Source organism: Ferruginibacter sp. HRS2-29 (assembly GCF_024343615.1).
Classification (GTDB): Bacteria; Bacteroidota; Bacteroidia; order Chitinophagales; family Chitinophagaceae; genus Ferruginibacter.
The window spans coordinates 1-21,262 of record NZ_RJUB01000029.1 but is presented as its reverse complement, the minus strand read 5'-3'; the positions used below and the strand labels follow the sequence as shown (position 1 = coordinate 21,262).

Here is a 21,262-nt window from a genome sequence, read left to right as displayed (position 1 = left end):
TTTCACGGATACGGTCTTTATCGATCACATAGAATTGTGTTCCCGGGTAATAGCCCAAACTTAATACGGGATATTTAGGGATTCGCAGGTTCAATAAAAGGGAAGTGAAAGTGGTGGAAGTCTTGAACGTCTTTTCGGTAAAAGGGTTGGTAAAATCGTTGCGCCGGAGCATCGCCGTTATCCCAAGCCTGCGTTTAAAAAAGTCCTGGTCGGCACGCCCCAGCCAGGCGGTCTGGCTGGTATTGTAACTGAATAAGCTGAAAGATTGAAAATTCTCACCCGTCTTCCGGAAAAATCCGCTGAGCCGTGTGTTCGTTTCGGGGATAATAGTTTGGCCCTTGATGTTGATCCCCATATTTGTACGGTCCTCAAATTTCAGCAGGCTGCCGATCTCTTTACTTTGCTGCAAACTGCCGGTAACGGGTTTGGTAGATTTGGCAAACTCCATGCTGAGAAAGGTCTGTTCGTTTTTGCGCAAAATGGTTTCTAAGGAATACCCCACGATATTGATGGAATTGGTAATGCTATCTGATAACCCGTATTGCGACAGGCTTTTCCTCCCCTTAAACAAACTGAAAATAATGGCCCGTTTATCTTTGTTGCCAACTCCTATTCGCCCGAGTGCCAGGTATTGATTGTTCTGTGTACTTCTTTTATTGAAGAAATCGCGAAAGCGGTAATCTACCTTACCCGCCGCGAAGGCCACATAGTAAGAAGGGTTGTACTCAATGTTTACACCCGTTACCGTGATATTCTGAGCGGTCAGTTCAGTATAATTTACTACGCTGCGGCCAACGCTGAAGCTCTTTACGGCGGACAGGAATTTATTCAGTTTAGGATTACCATTTAATTGAAGATCGTTATCCGCAGCTATTTTAGCAAGCTCTTTTTCATTGGTGACATTATATATCTTTTGCCGTACAGAAGAAAATTTAGCCTGGGCTGCATTCCTGGTGCTATCTACCCTCTGTTGCAATATTGCCAGTTTTTTGAGAACAGAATCTACTGCTTTTTTCTTTTGCTGGTACACTTCTTCAAAGTTGTCTTTCGCACTGTCAATACTGTTTTTGATAGCAGATAATTTATGCCGTTGTTTATTCAGGAACACAAAATCGGAATCACCTAATTCGGGAATAGCGGGGGTATTTTGGGGGGAAGAACCTGCAGGTGCATTTTTCTTTCGGAATTCCGCCTCGCGTTGTTCGATGATCTTTTGCAGGGTGGCAGGATTATTAATGGAAAACTTAAGCGCTTCCAGGTGGAGGGTTTCTTTTTTTAATAAGGAATCCAATGATGCCAGCGAAGGCAATTTCTCCTGTTGCTTTTGTAATTGATCAATCAGTTGTTGCTTGATATTTTTATTATACGCAAACCGGTCAAACTGTAAGTTGACATCATTAAAATCGCGGAAGAAGCCTGAGTTGCTTTGCCGGCTGGCAAAATTTATTTTGAAGGGATATTTTTCCCTGAATACAATATTGAGTGAAACTCGTTCTGTATGTTGCTGGAAATTGGACTGCGCAAAGGGTGTGTCAATTCTTGACCGGTAAAAATAATCGTAGGAAACCTCCCCATGTATGGTCAAAAATTTTACGGATGGTTCCTGGTGAGCATTACTTACTCTTTGCGGCGGTTTCGGTGGACTGGGAATAAACATCCGGCTGATCGCATATCCCTTACAACTGCTTTGCAGGAACTCATTAACGAATGTGCCTGAGTCTGTTGCTTCGAAAAATATACGTGGGGTAAGACTGCGCAACACCGTATTTACCTGCGATTGGGCGCAGGCATTGTATCCAAAAAATAGTACAGCTATGTACAGCAGTTTTTTCAAACTGATACGTGGTTTAGGGCAACAAGCTTCCTGTAACCATCTTTTCAGATGACTCAACCTTTTAAAATAAAAGACCGGGATTGTCTAAAATTTCATTAACTGGTTTTAGTTACGGGATCAGGTTTGGTTTTGGTTAAAAGGGTATAAAAAGTATTCGGTATTCAGATTCTTCTAAACGCTAAAATGAAATCGGGTGTACACAGGTGAAGGGGGAGTTGGTTTTAATTTTGTTTGTTTAGGTGATCCTAAATTAATAAAATTCTTTTGTTGTCCAAATATTATTTTTAGTTTTTACACTTATAAAGAAAAATGCACCGTTATGTGTGAAAATGTAAGTTTGACGCGGAATGATTTTATTTATCGTTGTAGATTTTCTGATTCAGATCCGGGTTTTTGTTTCATTGTTTTTATTATTCCCCGGTCAGATGCCCTATATCATTATCCAGCCAATTTACTTTTCCATGGTTTATAGCGTTTTCCAAAATGATCTTTTCCTGCTTCAGCACTTCTATCTTAACCATCAGCCTGGCGGGGTTTTGAGCTACAATAGCGGCCATCATTTCTATTGCCTTGCGGCGCTTATAACTGAGCATTATATACATCTCGCCCTTTTCATCCAATATACCGCGTAATTGTACATCGGCAGTATTTACAAATTCGAGGGCGGCATCAAACCTTCGTTTCATGATCTTCTGCTTCGGATGTCTATATGGGAGGTATTAGGGTATGGCAAAGAGGAGTCACCATAATTTACTATAACGTTGTAAAGTAATTGTGCAGGGATGAAATATTATTTTTTGCTGCACAGCAGAGTTTGTGCAGGAAATTTGTGCAGTTACTCTTCTGCACAAAAAAGCTGCACAAGTTGCCTTGTGCAGAAAATTTTGAAAGCCCCGGACTGCACAAATTAATTGGCCCTTACGTCTATCAGTCAGCCAGCTTCTATAATACGCATCATGTTGCTGCGCCATTTCATTATTTCTTTAACGGTATAACTGCCGTCTATACTTTCCCTGCTGAGCGCCGCTTCCATCAGTTCCTGCAGCACATCCTCCCAGTGGGGTATGCCGCCCAGCTTGCGCACTGCCCAATAGGGGTTGAGGTATTCTTCCAGGGTTATATGTTTGGGATAGCAGTCCCACGCGATGCTGCGGGGGTTTTCTTTCGTGTAGTGGGCAGGTATAAAGGTTTGCGGGTTTTCCACAAGTATGGCTTTCATCTTTTTACCGGTGCTATGGTTGATGATCTCCGCGACGGAGAAGATCTGGTGGAGCTGCTGCACGCAAAAGATAATATCCGCCGGCGACGACTTTTTGTAATACTTTTTCTTTGCGGCCCAGCTAAAAAGCCTGTCTACTTCTTCCTGGGCTTCATAGGGGTGATAACAGCTAAAAAAATCGTGGATGGCCTGGTAGGCATCTTTAATGGTTCGGATGCGCTGCTGGTAAAGTTTCATATGCCTGTTATTTGATGGTGGGTGGTACATCCAATAATAGCAGTAAAGTTCCTGCATGGGTATGCAGGAACTTTAGGCTTTCCTGTGCTGAGATATACCAGATTTGAGAACGGAAAGTTTATAAGTTAAAGGCACAAAACCTTAATCACTTTTAAGGCATTAAGCTAATAAATATTTTTTTGTCTATTTGTTGTACTATGGCAGATATTAAAAATGTAGAATTACTAACCAAGATTGGATTAGTATTAAAAGAACTCCGGACAAAAAAAGGATGACCCAGGCAGATGTAATTGCGGATACGGGGATACATGCAGGTAAATTGGAAACCGCGGTAAGCAATATGGGTGAGTACTATTTATCAGCTTGCGGAATATTTTGAGATTAAGCTTTCGGATTTTTTTAAGCTTGTTGAGAAACAGAAATAGTCTTTCGTTTATTGGATTCGGTCATCCCTATATTTTTCTCAATTTTATCTCTAAAAATTTTTAAATACTTATGGATGTAAATCTCAACATAATCATATTGGCTAACGATGCACGTAGTTTTTACGATGCTTATGAATTAATGCATGAAAATATAAAGTGAAATTCGAAAAATTCAATTAAAGAGAATACCAAAAATTCCCGAAAACGACATGAGTTTTTCAACACCTGCTCTAATGTGTTTAGCTTTTTCAGTAGAGCTACATCTAAAACTACTTCTTCGTACTTATGATATAATTGCAAAGGGGCATAATATAGAAAATCTTTTCAGAAGGCTACCAAAAGACGATATAGCTTTTATTTCAAATCATGCAGATTTTCATTGGACACAGCAGGGTGAAAAATTTTTTGAGAATATTGCAATTGCTTCTAATCTATTTATAAGAATCCGATATTATTTTGAAGATTTAGGCACGCTTGAGTTTAACACAGGTTTTTGTGCAACATTAACTAAAATTATTAGAGATAAAATTATTGAACGCGTGCCTTATCTGAGTCGCGATTTAGGCGCATTTTGAAATTGATGGATTCTTTGAATGTTGTTGGTGTTATCACCATAACTGTTCGGAAGATTTGAATCCTGACTTAAAATATGAATTTCATCTATTCAAATGACCTTGCTGATATAAATGTTGAGCCCACTTTGCACTGTAGTTGGTCATTGCTGCTCCGCCGTCCCCACAGTACTGTGGGGACGGCGGGCGCCTTTTTGGGTTCGTTTTTGGCGAAGCAAAAAGGAACAAGAAAGCCCGAAGGGCTATCGAATCAATACTTTTAGAGATTCAAATGATGACTTAAATTTCTTCCGAACAGTTGTGGTGTTATCACCAACGACATCTTGCGACTTAGAAAGAAATAAAATTTTATCATTCGGGTATTGATAGCTTCAACATACTAACTCATTTCGCTGAATGAATTATTTGGAGAAAAATCCGGGAAGTTGTTGGTGATAACACCAACAACGGCGAAATAGCCATTGCATTAAAGTTACACCTTCTAATACTTTAAAACAAAAGGCCAACCTCTCGATTGACCTTTCTTCCGCTCCCCCTTCTGGACTTGAACCAGAGACCCTCTGATTAACAGTCAGATGCTCTAACCAACTGAGCTAAGGAGGAATAACCTTTCCGTATTAGCATTGCTGCTTTTAACGGAGGGCAAAAATAAGGTTTTTTACTTTTCTGCAAAAATTATCTGCATTTATTTCTACCAATTGAAGAGATTATTTTCTTTAATTCCTACAAATATGCCTTCAGGGCGGGTTTCAACGGGGTAAACCTTCAAAAAATAGCCTTCGCCGCTGGTATTGCGGCCGTTTTGCAGGCTGAAGCAGTAGCGGTGCAGGGGGCATACGATGTTGCCCAGCGCATCTACATAGCCATTGGCCATGATGCCGCCCGCATGGGGGCATTTGGCGGCACAGGCCTGGATGCTGTCGTTCTTTACCGAAATACAGATCTTTTTGCCAGATACTTCTATTTCGGCTAAGCCCTCTGCAGATAAATTAAGCTGTTCTATTTTGTCGGCAATTTTAAACCAGTTCATAAGCATGATGTATAAACTCTCGTTGGCCATACCTACAAAGTATGGGTAATAAAATCTTAGATGAAAGTACAGGTTATATATCATACTACTATTTTCAATTCAAATTATATATAAAAATCAATTCTTTTATTTAGTTTAGTTCCAAGACTACTATTATGAGAAAACTATTACTGGTAACTTCTGCCCTCTTCGAAATTTTTTTAATCAACTGCACCAAGAGCGGTACCCTGGATAATGATCCGCAGTTGCCGGATAGTTCAAAAAATTACACTACGGGCTACGTACCCGCTACGTTTGCAGAACTGAATGCGTTGGGGTTTGTAGAAGACCTCGACTCCTCGACTATACCCGAACAGGATTTTTGGGTGCCACAGGAATATATAATTCCCAATATGCCCCCCATTGCCGACCAGGCCCCCTACAATGCGTGCACCCCTTTTGCTGTAGTGCATGGTATGCTGTCGAGGCTGTACCGCCCTACGGAGGCAGGCTTCACCGCCGCGCCATTTTATGTATGGAACAAGTTGAACAACGGGATGGATGTAGGATTTTCGATTCCCGCTATCATGAAAGAATTAAAAGAAAACGGGGCACCCAGCACCAGTATTTACACCCACCAGGTACTGGTTCCGTTTCGTAGTACCGGAGCTCAGACCGATGATGCGGCACGGCATACCCTTGCGGAATACCATCCATTCAAAACGATCGACCGGGACCGGATAAAAGGCTTTTTATTTAAAAACTACCCCTTACCATTTGGGGCCCGGATAGATGATGATTTTATGTATAACTCCAGGAATATTCCCAAAACAAAGGGTCGGATAGTGTGGAATATCCGGGGAACGGGCGCCATTACCCAACATGCACTACTGCTGATAGGATATAGTGATTCTTTGCATGCCTACAGGGTTCAGAATAGCTGGAAACCCAATTTATTCGGAGAGCAGGGATACATATGGATCGACTATGATTTTTTTGAACAGGTAGTAGTACGGACAAATGGAATTCCGGAAATATACTGGGCCACTCCCCTGGGCGTTACAACAAATTATGTCAACAATATCAAAGCTACCACGGCTTCCGTTTTCGGGCATGTACAGGTTGAAAACGGACAGGCGATTACCCAAAGAGGTATTTGCTGGAGCGATGTAAGCCAAAAGCCCCGGGTATCCGATCAAAAGGTTTTTAGTGGAAATGGCATCGGTAATTTTTCGGGCGACCTTACCGGTTTAAAACCTAATACGAAGTATTATGTACGGGCTTTTGCCACCAAGGCATTGGGGCTCACAATATACGGAACAGTCGATTCGTTGATAACCGCCAATGTAGAAGTTACTCAAACCGGCCAGCCGCTTCCCGCCGTGGTCAACTTTACCAATAATGAATCGAAAAATTTTACCTTAATAAACCTTGATGGCAGCATAGCCCCAGGCCTTAACTATACCCTGGTTTCGATCGGCAATAGCAGCAACCCCGCTGTGGTGGTGTCGAAGGCAAATACCGGTACAAATTTTTCATTGAAAGTATCCACTGCTGCAACAGGTATCGTTTCTACAACTTTTGATGTGTTTTATGATTCAAAATTGGTACAGAATATTGCGGTTAATGCAAACGACTCTACAGAATTTTATAAGAATCTTGTGCCCGGCGAATGGCTCAACACCTGGGATTATAAGTTTCCGGGAACAACCGGTTACTCATTTTACGAAGAGGATAAAATAATTTGTTATCCCGACGGGCATGCAAAGTGGGTATGGGTAAGATACTACACGGGTAACGAACATGCTATGGATACCGACTTAAACTGGAGCATTACCCGACAGGGAAGTAATTACATCTTTTCTCTAGGAGCACAAAGCGGAAGAATTACTCCAACTAATATGAGCTTTTTGACACAGGTAAGTACGGAATATCAATTAACAACGCATAAGAATTAAGGCCTTCACGCAAACATGCAAAGGCAAAGGCGCCATGAGCCAAGATTCACTTTGCGCCTTTTATATTTTTCTTTGCGTCTTTGCGTGAGATTAATAAAAGTATTCTGCTTTATAAGGGTAGCGTATCTGGTACATTTCCCTCACTTTGTTGAGGATGGTCTGGCGCAGGTCGGCGAGGTTGGTTTTTTCGGTGGCTGATACAAATACGCAGTTGCCCTTGGTCTCATTCTGCCAGCGTTCCTTCAGCTCCCGTAAAATATCTTCCTTCACTTCCGGCTCCAGCCATTGGTCAAATGCTTCGGCTTCGTATTTATCCATCTTATTGAAAATGGTGATGGTAGGCTTGTCGGCGCTGCCCAGGTCGGCGAGGGTTTTGTTTACTACTGCCAGCTGCTCCTCGTATTGCGCATGCGAAATGTCTACCACATGCAGCAGCACATCGGCCTCGCGTACCTCATCGAGCGTGCTCTTGAAGCTTTCTACCAGGTGATGCGGTAGCTTGCGGATGAACCCTACCGTATCGCTTAGCAGGAAAGGCGTTTGCTCAAACACTACTTTGCGGGTAGTAGTATCCAGCGTAGCAAATAATTTGTTTTCGGCAAATACTTCGCTTTTGCTGAGGGTGTTCATGAGCGTACTTTTGCCCACGTTGGTATATCCTACCAGCGCTACGCGGATAAATTCGCCACGTTCCTTACGCTGGGTAAATGATTGTTTGTCTATCTCCAGCAGGCGCTTGCGCAGCAGGCTGATCTTGTCTTTAACGATACGCCTGTCGGTTTCAATTTCCGTTTCACCGGGACCACGCGAGCCGATACCGCCCCCCTGCCTTTCCAGGTGACTCCACATACCTTTGAGCCTGGGCAATATGTATTGGTACTGCGCCAGTTCCACCTGTGTACGTGCCTGGGCAGTTTTTGCCCGGCGGGCAAATATGTCGAGGATGAGATCGCTGCGGTCGATGGTTTTGGTCTGCAGTTCTTTTTCGATGTTCTGTATCTGCGAGCCGGTGAGCTCGTCATCGAATATCACCAGGCCGATGTTGCCATGAAGAAGAATGTATTGTTTGATCTCTTCGAGTTTTCCCTTGCCCACAAATGTCTTGCTATCGGGGTGCGCCATCTTTTGGGTGTAGCGGCGGGTAGTGATGGCCCCGGCTGTTTCGGCCAGGAAAGCCAGCTCATCCATATATTCGATCACCTGCTGCTCGGTTTGCTCCTTTTGAACCACCCCTACCAGCACGGCATTTACCTGTTCTTCTACCACGTTCTTTTTTTCTATCATAATCACAGATTTAAACTGATTATAGGTGATTGCACAGATTACTGTCTTAAGGTTTGTAAGTCTGTTCAATCAACGTGCAAATTACCACAGTTAACTTACAAAAGATTATAAATAAAAAACGTTCCAATTTTTGGAACGTTTCAATATAATTAATGTAATCTGTGATTAAAAGAGGTAATCTGTGAAATCCTTTTCAATCGCCTCATCTGTGATTGGTTTTATTTACCGGGTGTCATCACTTTACTGGCATCCACCCATTTTTTCATAGAAGGACAATCTTTGTACTCATCGTCTATCCGGATGTAATACGTATTGATCTTGCTCATGAACCATTTGTCGATCGCGTCTTCTTTTTTGATTTCCAGCGCACGGTCGGCAATTTTGCTGTAATCATCCTTCATGTTTTCCCTGTGTGGCTGGCTCTGCGATTTCAGGTAAATGATACGCACACCTTTTTTGCCCCGCTGATCGGCAAACTCGGTTGGTTGAGAATACTGGCCAACTTTGAGGTCTTTCAGCATCGGGATCATATCCTTATCGAGCTGGTCGATGGTAAGGAAACTTCCGTTGGGGCCCTGTACCATACCGCCGGTGAATTTGCTGCTTTCGTCGTCGCTGTATTTATTTACCGCGGTACCAAAATCGATGGTACCTGCTATGAGTTTCGATCTTACAGAATCCAGCTTTTCAAATCCTTCTTTTATTTCGTAGGTGGTTACCTGCGGAATTTTGAGGATATGCTGCACCACCGCATCATCTCCTGCACGGCTTACCAGCTTGATGATATGGTAACCAAACCTCGTTTTGAACGGGTTGGATATCTGCCCTTCCTTCAATGAAAACGCTTTGGCGATCCAGGTCTGGTCAAAATCTTTCTGGCTCCGGTTTATTTCAAACTGCCCGCCATTACCATTGCTTTGTGCCGATGGTTTGGCTGATGGATCATCGGAGTTGTTACTGGCCAATACCCTGAAATCTTTCCCGGCTTCGGCTTGTTTTTTCAATGCTACCAATTGCTCGATGGCATATTCTTCCGCTTCGCGGCTGGCTTTTGGATATACGATCACCTGACCTATCTCTACTTCACTTTCGTAAAATACCAGGCTATCGGCAGGTATCTTGTCAAAGTAGGATTTCACTTCATTTGGTGTGATCCTTACATCCGATACTATCTTATTACGCATGGCGGTACCCAGCATCTGATCGCGGATACCTTCCCTGAAATCTTCTTTTAACTGGTAAACGGTACGGCCGGCGATCTTTTCCAACTCGTCTTTTCCGCCGTAAGCGTTGATGAAACTACGGATCCTGTTGTCGATATCCGTTTCTACTTCTTCCTCGGTTACCGGCAGCGAATCTTTTTCGGCCTGCAATACCAATGCTTTGATGCCCATGGATTGCTCGAGGATAAAACAACGGGCATTTTCCGGAACATCCATTCCCTGGCGTTGCATATCCAGCAACTGGTTGTCGAGGTCGCTTTTGAGGATGATCTTGTTGCCAACCACGCCCACGATCTTATCGGCTATTACCGGTTTTGGCTGTGCTACTGCAAGGGTGATGCTGAGAAGGGAGAGGGCAGTTAGTAAAATTCGATTGGTCATAATGTTGAGAATTACGGATTACGAATTACGAATTACGAATGGGTGCTTTAGGATCGCATGTCATTTGTAACAGGTAGTTTGTAATTACGTATTAGAAAATTTGTAAAAAATACTGGTCAAAATTAGGGTTGTAGAGGTGCGAAAAGCCTTTGTGGAAAGAGTTTAACAAAAAATTGTAGCGCATCAGATGCGCTACAATTCGTAATTCGTAATTCGTAATTTTTTAAAGCGAACGTTTTACTTCCACTTCTTCAAATGCCTCTACTATATCGCCTACTTTGATATCGTTGTAGTTCCTGATCACCAATCCGCACTCCATGTTGGTAGTCACTTCTTTGGCATCATCGCGGAAACGTTTGAGGCTCGCCAGTTCGCCGGTGAAGATCACGATACCGTCCCTTACCAACCTGATGCGGTTGTTACGGGCCAGCTTGCCTTCTATCACCATACAACCTGCCACGGTAGCCTTATCGAACTTATAGGTTTCTTTAATTTCCACGTTACCAAGTATCTTCTCTTCTACGCCCGGTTCCAGCATACCTTCCATCGCACTTTTGATCTCTTCGATGGCGTTGTAGATGATGGAGTACAGCTTGATCTCGATCGACTCGTTTTCTGCCAGCCTTGCAGCCTGCATACTCGGACGAACGTTGAACCCGATGATGATGGCATCCGAAGCGTTTGCGAGTGTAACATCACTTTCTGTGATAGCACCCACCGCTTTGTGGATCACTTTGATCACGATCTCTTCGGTGCTCAGTTTCTGCAATGAATCGCTCAATGCTTCTACGGAACCATCCACGTCACCTTTAATGATCACATTCAATTCCTTGAAGTTACCCAGTGCAAGACGGCGGCCGATCTCATCCAATGTGATGTGTTTCTTAGCCCTCATACCCTGCTCACGCAATATCTGTCCGCGTTTGTAAGCGGTTTCCCTTGCGTCGGCTTCGTTTTCAAATACCTTGAAAGTTTCACCTGCCTGTGGTGCACCATTGAGACCGAGTATCAATACCGGTGTTGATGGAGGTGCGCTGTCCACACGCTGGTTACGCTCGTTGTACATCGCTTTCACTTTACCAAAATGCTGACCTGAAACGATCATGTCACCTTGTTTAAGTGTACCTGTCTGTACAAGGATGGTGGCCACATAACCACGTCCTTTATCGAGCGATGCTTCAATTACGGAACCGGAAGCCTGCCTGTCGGGATTGGCTTTAAGTTCCAGGATATCTGTTTCGAGTAATATTTTTTCCAGTAAAAGATCGATGTTCAATCCTTTCTTCGCACTGATCTCCTGGCTCTGGTATTTACCGCCCCAGCTTTCTACCAGGATGTTCATACCCGCCAGTTGTTCTTTGATCTTTTCAGGATTGGCTCCTTCACGATCTATCTTGTTGATGGCAAAGATCATCGGCACATTCGCTGCCTGCGCATGCGAAATGGCTTCTTTCGTTTGCGGCATCACCGCGTCATCCGCTGCTACCACTATCACTGCTATATCCGTGATCTTGGCACCACGCGCCCTCATGGCCGTAAACGCTTCGTGACCCGGTGTATCGAGGAATGTGATGGCACGGCCATCTTTTGTTTTTACTTCGTAAGCACCGATGTGCTGGGTGATACCACCCGCTTCACCGCCGATAACGTTGGTATGGCGGATATAATCGAGCAAAGAGGTTTTACCGTGATCCACATGCCCCATGATGGTAACGATGGGCGCCCTTGGCTTCATTTCTTCCGGATCGTCTTCCACTTCTTCTTCATCCAGCTCAGCAGCATCATCCACACCAATGAATTCTACTTCATAGTTGAACTCGCTGGCTACCAGCTCGATGACATCGGCCTCCAGGCGCTGGTTGATAGACACCATGATACCGAGGTTCATACACTTGCTGATGATATCGGCAAAACTAACTTCCATCAAACCTGCGAGCTCGCTCACAGAAATGAATTCGGTTACCTGCAGCTTGTTGCCTTCGCCTCCTTCCAGTCCTTGCTGGTCGGCCATTTCCTCCCGTTTCGCTTTACGGTATTTTGCTTTCAGGCTTTTTCCACGTCCGCCCGATCCGGCCAGTTTGGCCTGGGTCTGCTTCAGCTTTTCCTGTATTTCTTTAGCATCAATGATCTTGTCTTCTCTCTTCACCGGTGCACCTCCCTGGCCAGGGCGCTGGAACCTGTTGCTTCCTCCACCACGGTTTGGACCGCCGCCGGCGATATTGCTTCCCGGGCGGTTACCCTGCATCGGCGGCCTGCTGCCACCCTGCTGGTTGTTGCCGGTGCCCTGCTGGCCTGGGGTTCCCGGCTTTTTAGCCATCGGGATACGCTTGCGTTTGTGCTTTTCGTCGTCTTTTTTCGGACGGGTATCGTTGTCTACCGGAAGCTCTATCTTACCCATTATCTTCGGGCCGGTAAGCCTGGTGGCAATTATATTTTCAATAATTGGTGGCGCATCCACTTTTGGTTGTTCCGGCACTGGTACAGGTTTGATCGGGTCTTTTGTTTCAGCTGCTTTTGGTGCTTCTTTCGGCGCTTCGGCGGCTGGTTTTACTTCTTCTGCCGGGGCAGGTTTTTCTTCCGGTTTCTTCGTTGGTTTTTTAGGCCGGGTAGAAGAGTCAATAGCATCGAGGTCGATCTTGGTGATCACTTTCGGTACTTCGAGTTCAGGGGCTTCGATCTTGGTAACACCATTGTTGGCAGGTACTTCGGGCGGAATTTCTTTTTTCTCTTCTGCTACCGGGGCAGCTACTTCTTCCTTCGCTACCGGTTGTTCGGCCGGTTTTTCTTCTTCTTTTACTTCTGCTGGTTTTGCAGCAGGTTTTTCTTCTTTTTTCTTGAACGAAAGATCTTCTTCATCCCTTTTCTTCTTGGGTTCGTTGGTGTTGTTGGCACCTTTAGGAAGATCTACAGCTTCCGCTTTTTGTTTTGCAACCTTATCTTGCTGGAACTCCGACTGCAACACACGGTACATCTCTTCCGTGAGCTTTGCGGTAGGTTTCAGATCGTCTGCACTGAAACTTTTGGATACAAGGAAATCTATAAGGGTATCCTTACCGATATTGAATTCCTTGGCCGCAGCCATCAACCTTGGTGTATTTGCTTCTGACATATTTTTTGTTGGCATACAGCTGTTTTGGGGGCTGTATGCGGTGTTGTTTTTGTTGCAACAGGCCGTGGCCTGAAGCTATTGTTTATTTGTTTCTTCTATGTTAACTATTCCTGCCGGATTCAAAGATAGACTCATCTGCCGGGTTATTCCTTGTCAAATTCCGCCTGCAACACTTTTCTCAGGTCGGTAATGGTTTCTTTTTCAAGATCCGTCCTGCGCTCCAGTTCTTCATTGGTAAGATCCAATACCGAGCGGGCAGTATCACAACCTACTTTTTTCAACGCCTCGATCACCCATGGTTCGATCTCATCAGAGAATTCTTCCAGATCGATATCGAAGTCGTCTTCTTCTCCTTCATTGTCGCGGAAAACATCTATTTCAAATCCTGTAAGCTCGCAGGCCAGCTTGATGTTCACCCCACGGCGGCCGATAGCCAGGGAAACCTGGTCAGGCTTGAGGTAAACTTTTGCATGATTGGTTTCGTTGTCCAGGTCGATGCTGGTGATCTTTGCGGGTGTCAACGAGCGCTGAATGAGCAGCTGCGTGTTGGCCGTCCAGTTGATCACATCGATATTTTCGTTTTTCAGTTCGCGAACGATACCGTGGATACGGCTACCTTTCATACCAACGCAGGCGCCTACCGGATCGATCCTGTCGTCGTAGCTTTCTACGGCCACTTTGGCCCTTTCGCCCGGATCGCGTACGATCTTCTTTACAACTATCAAGCCATCAAAGATCTCAGGAACTTCGATTTCCAATAGTTTTTCGAGGAACAACGGGCTCGTACGGGAGAGGATGATCACAGCCTGGCTGTTCTTCAATTCCACTTTTTTCACCACCGCACGTACGCTTTCCCCTTTTTTGAAATAATCGGAAGGTATCTGTTCCGATTTTGGCAGCAACATTTCATTGCCTTCCTCATCGAGGATCAATACTTCTTTTTTCCAAACCTGGTATACTTCGCCGCTCACGATCTCTCCGATACGGTCTTCGTATTTTTTTACCAGTATGTTTTTCTTCAGATCGTTGATACGTGCAGCAAGGGTTTGCTTGCCAGCCAATATTGCCCTGCGGCCAAATTCTTTCTGAATGTCTACTTCTTCGTACAATTCTTCCCCCACGCTGTAATCGGGCTCTATTTTGATAGCGTCTTTGAGCTCGATCTCGGTAAGGGTGTTGTAAAGATCATCATCATCCACGATCGTACGGCGACGGAAGATTTCCAGATCCCCTTTCTGATCATTCACGATCACATCAAAATTGTCGTCGCTGCCGTACTTCTTGCGGATAAGCGTTTTAAACACATCTTCCATCACTTTCATCAGCGTTGGGCGATCGATGTTTTCTGCTTCCTTAAATTCCTGGAACGAGTCTATTAAATTGATACTTGCCATAATCCTTCCGGCCTCACTCCCGATACTTGATCGGATATCCCCTGCCGGCAGGGGTTTTTTTGTTAATTAAAATTTTATTAAAACCTTCGTATGTTTTATGTCGGCCATCGGGATCTCCAGCTTTTTGATCTCGGCTTTCTTTCCTTTGCCTTCGGTAAATTCTATTTCTATCTGTTCTTCTGTTGCAGCCAGCAATTTTCCTTCCTGCACCGTGCCGTCATTGAGCGTCACTTCCACATCGCGGCCGATATTCTTAATGTATTGCCTGTTGAGCTTCAGCGGCTCACCCAATCCCGGGCTGGAAACTTCTAATGAAAAATCACCTTCGGGATAAATCGCCATTTCTTCCATGATCTTGTAGAGGGCCCTGTTGATCCGGATACATTTTTCAATGCCCAGGCCGCTGTCGGCATCCAGGAATATCTTGAAGTTGTTGGTTGGCTTGATCTTCATGTCCACCAAAAAGATATCGTCTGTCAGCAAAGGCTGCAACAACTTTTTTACCTGCTCTAATTGTGTATCTGCGCTCATTGTATTTTATAATAGAAGAAGGGAACACCGCTGTTCCCTTCTTCTGTTTCTTTTTCCGTATGCAAATATACTACAAATAAATGAGAAATAAGGAAGAAATAATAAGGAATGAGGAAGTGGGGGCGCTTCAACGGATTTTGCGGCCATCTGGTTCCAGGAACTGGGGCGGGTAACGGGTGGAGGGTTGTCTGATCGTGTACGGAGATTTTGGGGGAGATAGCTTTTTTGATCGATACTTTCTGAGGCCAGAAGGCTCTTAAACCGCAGAGAAATGGAGGGAGCAGAGTTTTCGCAGAGGAGAATTCGAACAATCACTACCCCTTCAACCCCATCCATGGGTTGCGGCCCATGGCGCAGGAAAAATTCAACCCTTTCGGGATTGCCTGTTCATTTATCGGGAGTACCGTATACCGCAATGCGATGATTGCGAAGCATATACGCCGTCATATCCTCCTTCCCCGCTACCTGGTACATGATGGCCCCCGAAGGCTGTAACGGCATATGACAATCGATACAGTTGTTTTTGATGGATTCTCCCATGGTGGCTGCTTTGGGACAGAAGTTGTGAGTAGCTTCCGAATGGCAGGCCAAACATTTCTGCGAATAGATGGCCGGGCTTTTTACCGCATCCGAATGGGGGCTATGGCAGGTATTGCAGGTCATGGTGCTGCTTTGCAGGTAACATCGGCTTTTAGATAGCAGGCCAAACTGGTTGCCATGCACATCGGGCTCGCCTTTTTTTGCATTGGCGAACGGAATGTACATGTTCTCCAGGGTATCGCCCATTTTGAAGTTAAATCGCGAAGCCATCATTACCCGGTCGTTGCCGGAATGGCAAACGGCGCAGGCATCCGTTTTTTGCTGCCGCGAAAGGGAAAGGTTTTTCAGGATATATTTCGCGTTTTTTTCTTCGGGATAGGCCTCGTGGTAGTTGACGTGGTTTTGTGCCGGCCCGTGGCAGCGTTCGCAATCGATACCGTGGATCAGCGTACCCTCCACATATTCTTCGCTGATCTCGTTGGGCGTCATATTGGTGTTGGTGCGGATGTAAGATGTGTGGCATTCGAAACAACCCGCTATGAGCGGACGTTTGAAAAACGGTGTGTTCCCGAGATACCCCGGACTGGTAGCCCAGCCGTTGATGCTGTTGTAATGCGATACCGGCAATTCATACATCCGTTTGTTGGCCAGGTAAGCATAGGTCTGGGCGTTTTTGCCGCCAAAGATGATATCGAACCGGTAAGCGCCCAGTTTTTTCCCGTCTTTATATTCCGCCTGGTAAAACCCGCTGTCGGAAGCTTCCATTTTTACCATGCTTCCGTCGGTGTAATGGAATTCGTTGTGCCCGTTTTCAAAACTGCCGTGGATATTCTTCTTTCCCGCGGCAGCGGTAGAATTGAAATGCCCCGTACCGATGAAAGAATCGTACACTGCCTGGTGGCATTGACGGCAGCTGGCGGCCCCTGCGTAAATGTTTCCACGCGGGTCGGTGCTGGCTTTGGCGTTATTGATGCATTTTGAAAAAATGAATACGGCAACAAAAAGAGATAATATTAAAACAAGCGATTTTCGCATAAATGGCAGAGTGTGTAGTTTGGAGGATGAATATAGATCAAAGGCAGGAATTAAAAAAGAGTGACGGGTCACCATTCCTTTAACATTTAACAAAACAGCCCCTCGGATATATCCATAACATAATACCTTTGTTTTATGAATATCTTTAAACTCGCTGTAGAATTATTTGTGCTTTACCTGCTGTACAAACTCGTGTTTGATTTTATCATCCCGATATACCGTACCACCAAACAGATGAGTGGCAAAATGCGGGATATGCAGGAAAAAATGAACCAGCAACATCAGCAGCAGCAACAGGCGCAGGCTTTCCAGGAAACTACCCGTCAGCAGGCATCTTCAAAAAAAAGCAGCGATGACTATATCGATTATGAAGAGATCAAGTGATCAGTTTTCGTAGTGGAGGTTTTCGATCATTTCTCCCGGAAGCAGGAGATGTGTTTTAAATCCCAGCTTTTTAGCCGCTTCTATATTATTCCATGAATCGTCTATGAAAAGTGTTTCTTCCGCTTTTATACCGGCATCGGCCAATACAAATTCAAAAATATCCCGGTTCGGTTTTCGAAGCTTGACCCTGTGGGAATAATAGGCCTTCGAAAAAAATTTGTCCAGCGACTCCAGCCCTACCTGTCTTTTTAGGATTTCCTCAAAAGCATCCAGGTGAATTTCATTGGTATTACTCAGCAGAAAAAGTTTATAGCGCTCCGACAATTTTTCTAAAAACCCCAGGCTGCTTTCCCTGAAATCCAGCAACATATTATTCCAGGCAAAAGTTACCTGCGGCCGGGTGATACCCTCTCCCCTTTTTTCCATGATCTTATCGTAAAATTCATCTGCCGACACCTTCCCTGTTTCGAGGTCATCAAACAAAGCATCAGCAGTGTATTGGGTATACATTTCTTCAAAATCGTGGAACCCTAGATCCTTAAATGCCTGTTGCGTGTTATGATAATTAATATTCAGCAGTACTCCCCCAAGATCGAAAAGGATGTTTTTTGTTGTTGCCATGTGGCAAAGATAATTGCCCCGGGCTTAAACCCGGGGCAATGGATAATTATAAAAATAATTTTTCCCTTCCTGATGACATTTCGCTGTTGCCTGCGATTACTACATATACACCAAAAAAAGGCACATGAAACAGTTCGCTTCTTCCCTGCTCACCCTGCTTATTTTACAAGGCACGCTGGCTTCCTGCAACGGACAATCAGCCTCACAAAAAAACAAACCCACTGCTGTGCAAAACAAAAAAACATTTACCGAAGGAACCGATTACCTGCTGTACGAAAGGATAAGGATACTCGACAAAACCGGTTTTGACCAACCACAGGAGGCTTTCAGCATGTTGTTGCCAAAAGGCTGGAAACACACTGCCGGCATCATCTGGAACAACCCCGGTACCATGTGCGCCGGTACTTACAGGCAGCTGAGCGCTGCTTCTGCAGATGGCACTTATCATTTTGACCAGCTGCCCGATATGATTTTTGGCTGGAACACCAATCAGCAACTGATGCAGATGAACCAGGGGAATAGCGGCGGAAAAAACTGCGGCTACCGCCAGCCGATGGATGCCTATCAATACCTCAATACTGTTTTGCTGGCGCAAATCGGAAACCCGAAAGTGATCAGCAGCATTCCCAACGAATCTGTGGTGAACGATATGCGCAAATCGAATGAAAAGGTGATGCGTGAACTGCAACAATACGGAGCTGGACAAATGCAGTTTTACCAGACAGCCATTACCGCACAGGTGCAATGGCCCGATGGCCGCGAAGGCTACATTGTGCTGGGCGCTAATATTCTCGAAACTGTTGTACCGAATATTTACAACGGCACTTCCGACAGGATGTATACCACGCAGATCACCCAGCAATCGATTTTCAGTTTTCCGGGGGCGCAGCGGGAGCAGGCAAAGGATCAGCTGAGTGTGATCATGTCGAGCGTGCATACCAATCCGGCCTGGAGCGAAGCTGTCAATAAATTCTGGAAAGATGTGCGTACCCAGAGCAATATCGTACACATCGGCCGGATAAAAATGATGGACGAACGTACCCGCCAGATCGGCAGGGAAACCATTGCCAAAGGCAACCAACGGCTGAATGATATGGACAACCAGATGCGCAGCTGGGAACAGAAACAAAACTCGCAGGACCGTATGCACACCGAATTCATCAAGACCATCCGCGAAGTAGAAAACTATAGCGATGCCTCCGGCAAATACGAAATGACCTCTGGTTATGATCATGCATGGAGCCGCGGCGATGGCAATACTTTCATCATGACGAACAACCCAAATTTTGATCCGTCATCGGTATACCAGGATCAGAGCTGGAAGGAGATGAAGAAAGTGGATTAGGTAAAGGGAATCACGGATTTCAAAAAGATGAAGGGGATTGCACAGATTATTTTTGCTTCGCAAAAACAGAAATGCAGTTTGTAAAATTTTCCCATTCGAAACAAACCAGAAGTTATTAAAACATGCATTTTCTTTTTCACGCAGTGAAAAAATAATCTGTGCAATCCCCTAATCAATTTGAAATCCGTGATCCGTTTCCGTGTACTACAAATTGATTATAGTTCACGATGCCCGGTTTAATCACATTGCACTATGAAATCATTCATCATTTATTCCTTAAATAATCTCATAAAAATGAAATCAACATTCAAAGTCTTTCTGCCGCTTGCTTTTTTAGCGTTGACATTACGCTCCTGTTCTAAGGACGACAATCCCGAGCCGGAAGAAATTGTACAGGAAAATATTCCTGCGCTGGATGCTAAAGTAGCCAGCTGGATGACAACCGCGGGTATGCCCGGCATGACGATCGCCGTTTCGAAAAATGGTAAACTCGTATACAAAAAAGCTTATGGTGTAAGCGATAAGGAAACCAATACACCGGTAACGAATGAGTCGCGTTTTCGCATGGCGAGTGTGAGCAAACTGATCACGTCTGCAGCTATCATGAAGCTGGTGCAGAACGGCTCGCTTACGCTGGATCAAAAAGTATTTGGCACCGGGGCCATATTGGGCACTACTTATGGCACACAACCTTACCCGGCCAATGTGGCGGCTGTTACGGTAAACCACCTGCTGCACCACACCAGCGGTGGCTGGGGAAATGCTACCAACGACCCTGCCTTCCTGGATATCACCTGGACAAGCGACCAGGTGTTCAACTATACACTGAATAACACGCCGCTGGCGAATGCGCCGGGAACAGCATTCGCTTACAGCAATTTTAACTACATGGTGCTGGCGAGGATCATTGAAAAAGTGAGTGGTAAAACTTATCAGCAGTTTGTAACAGAAAACATCCTCACTCCTTCCGGGGCTACACAAACTGCCATTGCAGGCATAGCGCTTGCCGACAGAAAACCGAACGAAGTGAAATACTACGGGCAGCAAGGCGATGCTACGTGGAGCTACGACAAAATGAATCTGCCCCGGAGCGATGGCGCTATGGGCTGGATGGGCACATCTACCGACCTCCTGCGTTTTGTAACTGCGCTCGACAGTTCGGCCACCAGGCCGGATATCCTCAACGGGCAAACCATCAAAACTATGGTAACACCATCTGCCAACAGCACGGGTCTTGGCTTTACGTTTGGCTGCGGCTGGGTGGTTGAAGGCGGCGAATGGTTTTGGTGGGGAAGCCTGCCGGGTACGTTCGGTATCCTTTACAGGAATGCAAATGGCATCTGCATTTCGGCGCTTGCCAACAGCAGGCAGCAGCCCAACCCAAACAACAGTTTGTATTCGTTTGTAGACATAATAAACTATATCGCATTCGATCAGAGCATCCCCTGGCAGGATATCGATCAGTTCTGACAATAAAAATTTTTTTGAATTCTCAGGTGTAAAAATGGCTGGCATTTATTGCCGGCCGTTTTAATGTGGATAATCGCAGATTAAAGATGATTCCACAGATTCCGCTGATTATTTTTTACTGCATGAAAGTCCACACATGCAGTCCGTGAGACATGCCATATATTTTATAGTAAAATTTCTTACCCCCTGCATTTCCGTTTTGCGCAGCAAAACAATCTGCGAAATCCGCGTAATCATCTTAAAATCAGCGATACAAAAAAGGTCCGCACTTTCGTACAGACCTTTCAAAATTTTTTGTCTTGTGGGGGACACTACTGGTTTTTCGCTATCATCGCTGTGGTTAGCAGCATAAGCTGGATTTGGTTGGTTGGGTTCTTTCGAACGATATTGGATAAAAAATAAAAAAAAGTAGAAGTCGACTGATATTGAATTTTACGGTCTTTTTAATTGGATATTGGAAAATTCTTGGATGTGGTTTATCAGGATCTTTGGATATGATTGATGTTTTAATATCAATCAACTTCTGACACAAAGATGCGGCGAATTTAGCGGCTGCACAAGAGCAATACTGCTCGTTTTTGCATCCACGGTTATTACGGCTAAAAGTGAAAAGTATCGTAGAACTACGATGGGAAAATACCTCAATACCTGGTTTTCAGGAAGATCTGTAGTAAAACAATTACAAATAAAA

16 protein-coding genes and 1 tRNA gene are annotated in these 21,262 nt (G+C 44.8%); 5 read left to right on the top strand and 12 right to left on the bottom strand.

Annotated features, from left to right (window positions below; all coding sequences use genetic code 11):
- The 3 genes from EGI32_RS09600 to EGI32_RS09590 form a co-directional block, all read right to left on the bottom strand.
- Positions 1-1,834: hypothetical protein (locus EGI32_RS09600; protein WP_255155178.1), on the bottom strand; the 1,834-nt coding region annotated here is incomplete at its 3' end.
- Positions 1,835-2,244: 410 nt separating this feature from the next.
- Positions 2,245-2,520 (bottom strand): hypothetical protein, encoded by a 276-nt coding sequence (locus EGI32_RS09595; RefSeq protein ID WP_255155177.1) that lies wholly within the window; start codon positions 2,518-2,520, stop codon positions 2,245-2,247.
- Between the two features lie 245 nt (positions 2,521-2,765).
- Positions 2,766-3,290 (bottom strand): hypothetical protein, encoded by a 525-nt coding sequence (locus tag EGI32_RS09590; protein WP_255155176.1) that lies wholly within the window; start codon positions 3,288-3,290, stop codon positions 2,766-2,768.
- A gap of 634 nt (positions 3,291-3,924) precedes the next feature.
- On the opposite strand from EGI32_RS09590, the gene EGI32_RS09585 reads away from it, so the two are divergent.
- A complete protein-coding gene (locus tag EGI32_RS09585; RefSeq protein WP_255155175.1) occupies positions 3,925-4,290 on the top strand; it encodes a hypothetical protein in 366 nt (121 codons plus the stop codon).
- A 526-nt stretch (positions 4,291-4,816) separates the two neighbouring features.
- Here EGI32_RS09585 and EGI32_RS09580 read toward each other — a convergent pair.
- A tRNA-Asn gene (locus EGI32_RS09580) sits at positions 4,817-4,890 on the bottom strand.
- Positions 4,891-4,978: 88 nt separating this feature from the next.
- On the bottom strand, positions 4,979-5,317 hold the full coding sequence (locus EGI32_RS09575) for a Rieske 2Fe-2S domain-containing protein (RefSeq protein WP_255155174.1): 339 nt from the start codon (positions 5,315-5,317) through the stop codon (positions 4,979-4,981).
- A gap of 155 nt (positions 5,318-5,472) precedes the next feature.
- Between EGI32_RS09575 and EGI32_RS09570 the strand changes: the two genes are divergently transcribed.
- The gene (locus EGI32_RS09570; protein WP_255155173.1) at positions 5,473-7,254 is read left to right on the top strand and encodes a hypothetical protein; all 1,782 of its coding nucleotides are present in this window, start codon (positions 5,473-5,475) and stop codon (positions 7,252-7,254) included.
- 90 nt (positions 7,255-7,344) lie between these two features.
- On the opposite strand, the gene hflX is transcribed toward EGI32_RS09570, so the two are convergent.
- From hflX to EGI32_RS09540, 6 genes are all read right to left on the bottom strand, one after another.
- A complete protein-coding gene (gene hflX, locus EGI32_RS09565) occupies positions 7,345-8,538 on the bottom strand; it encodes a GTPase HflX (RefSeq protein WP_255155172.1) in 1,194 nt (397 codons plus the stop codon).
- 218 nt (positions 8,539-8,756) lie between these two features.
- Positions 8,757-10,142 carry a peptidylprolyl isomerase gene (locus EGI32_RS09560; RefSeq protein ID WP_255155171.1) on the bottom strand — a complete coding sequence of 462 codons (1,386 nt, stop codon included), beginning with the start codon at positions 10,140-10,142 and terminating at the stop codon, positions 8,757-8,759.
- 223 nt (positions 10,143-10,365) lie between these two features.
- Positions 10,366-13,251: a translation initiation factor IF-2 gene (gene infB, locus EGI32_RS09555; RefSeq protein WP_255155170.1), complete on the bottom strand. Its 2,886-nt coding sequence runs from the start codon at positions 13,249-13,251 to the stop codon at positions 10,366-10,368.
- A gap of 143 nt (positions 13,252-13,394) precedes the next feature.
- A complete protein-coding gene (gene nusA, locus EGI32_RS09550) occupies positions 13,395-14,645 on the bottom strand; it encodes a transcription termination factor NusA (RefSeq protein WP_255155169.1) in 1,251 nt (416 codons plus the stop codon).
- Positions 14,646-14,711: 66 nt separating this feature from the next.
- Positions 14,712-15,176: a ribosome maturation factor gene (locus tag EGI32_RS09545; RefSeq protein ID WP_255155168.1), complete on the bottom strand. Its 465-nt coding sequence runs from the start codon at positions 15,174-15,176 to the stop codon at positions 14,712-14,714.
- A gap of 387 nt (positions 15,177-15,563) precedes the next feature.
- Entirely contained in the window at positions 15,564-16,751 is a 1,188-nt protein-coding gene (locus EGI32_RS09540) for a multiheme c-type cytochrome (protein WP_255155167.1), read from the bottom strand.
- Positions 16,752-16,886: 135 nt separating this feature from the next.
- Here EGI32_RS09540 and EGI32_RS09535 point away from each other — a divergent pair, with 135 nt between their 5' ends.
- Positions 16,887-17,135, top strand: a complete 249-nt coding sequence (locus EGI32_RS09535; protein WP_255155166.1) for a hypothetical protein — start codon at positions 16,887-16,889, stop codon at positions 17,133-17,135.
- Here the strand turns inward: EGI32_RS09535 and EGI32_RS09530 are convergent, their stop codons facing one another.
- Complete coding sequence (locus EGI32_RS09530) at positions 17,136-17,756, bottom strand: HAD family phosphatase (RefSeq protein WP_255155165.1); 621 nt, start codon at positions 17,754-17,756, stop codon at positions 17,136-17,138.
- Positions 17,757-17,880: 124 nt separating this feature from the next.
- On the opposite strand from EGI32_RS09530, the gene EGI32_RS09525 reads away from it, so the two are divergent.
- Positions 17,881-19,101: a hypothetical protein gene (locus EGI32_RS09525; RefSeq protein WP_255155164.1), complete on the top strand. Its 1,221-nt coding sequence runs from the start codon at positions 17,881-17,883 to the stop codon at positions 19,099-19,101.
- A 294-nt stretch (positions 19,102-19,395) separates the two neighbouring features.
- Positions 19,396-20,571, top strand: coding sequence for a serine hydrolase (locus tag EGI32_RS09520; RefSeq protein ID WP_255155163.1), 1,176 nt, complete (start codon positions 19,396-19,398; stop codon positions 20,569-20,571).
- The last annotated feature ends 691 nt before the right edge of the window (positions 20,572-21,262 follow it).

Coding starts and splice junctions, on each gene's coding strand:
- EGI32_RS09595 (WP_255155177.1), bottom strand. CDS start 2,520: ATGAAACGAAGGTTTGATGCCGCCCTCGAATTTGTAAATACTGCCGAT.
- EGI32_RS09585 (WP_255155175.1), top strand. CDS start 3,925: ATGAGTTTTTCAACACCTGCTCTAATGTGTTTAGCTTTTTCAGTAGAG.
- EGI32_RS09590 (WP_255155176.1), bottom strand. CDS start 3,290: ATGAAACTTTACCAGCAGCGCATCCGAACCATTAAAGATGCCTACCAG.
- EGI32_RS09545 (WP_255155168.1), bottom strand. CDS start 15,176: ATGAGCGCAGATACACAATTAGAGCAGGTAAAAAAGTTGTTGCAGCCT.
- nusA (WP_255155169.1), bottom strand. CDS start 14,645: ATGGCAAGTATCAATTTAATAGACTCGTTCCAGGAATTTAAGGAAGCA.
- EGI32_RS09560 (WP_255155171.1), bottom strand. CDS start 10,142: ATGACCAATCGAATTTTACTAACTGCCCTCTCCCTTCTCAGCATCACC.
- EGI32_RS09525 (WP_255155164.1), top strand. CDS start 17,881: ATGAAACAGTTCGCTTCTTCCCTGCTCACCCTGCTTATTTTACAAGGC.
- hflX (WP_255155172.1), bottom strand. CDS start 8,538: ATGATAGAAAAAAAGAACGTGGTAGAAGAACAGGTAAATGCCGTGCTG.
- EGI32_RS09530 (WP_255155165.1), bottom strand. CDS start 17,756: ATGGCAACAACAAAAAACATCCTTTTCGATCTTGGGGGAGTACTGCTG.
- EGI32_RS09520 (WP_255155163.1), top strand. CDS start 19,396: ATGAAATCAACATTCAAAGTCTTTCTGCCGCTTGCTTTTTTAGCGTTG.
- EGI32_RS09570 (WP_255155173.1), top strand. CDS start 5,473: ATGAGAAAACTATTACTGGTAACTTCTGCCCTCTTCGAAATTTTTTTA.
- EGI32_RS09540 (WP_255155167.1), bottom strand. CDS start 16,751: ATGCGAAAATCGCTTGTTTTAATATTATCTCTTTTTGTTGCCGTATTC.
- infB (WP_255155170.1), bottom strand. CDS start 13,251: ATGTCAGAAGCAAATACACCAAGGTTGATGGCTGCGGCCAAGGAATTC.
- EGI32_RS09575 (WP_255155174.1), bottom strand. CDS start 5,317: ATGAACTGGTTTAAAATTGCCGACAAAATAGAACAGCTTAATTTATCT.
- EGI32_RS09535 (WP_255155166.1), top strand. CDS start 16,887: ATGAATATCTTTAAACTCGCTGTAGAATTATTTGTGCTTTACCTGCTG.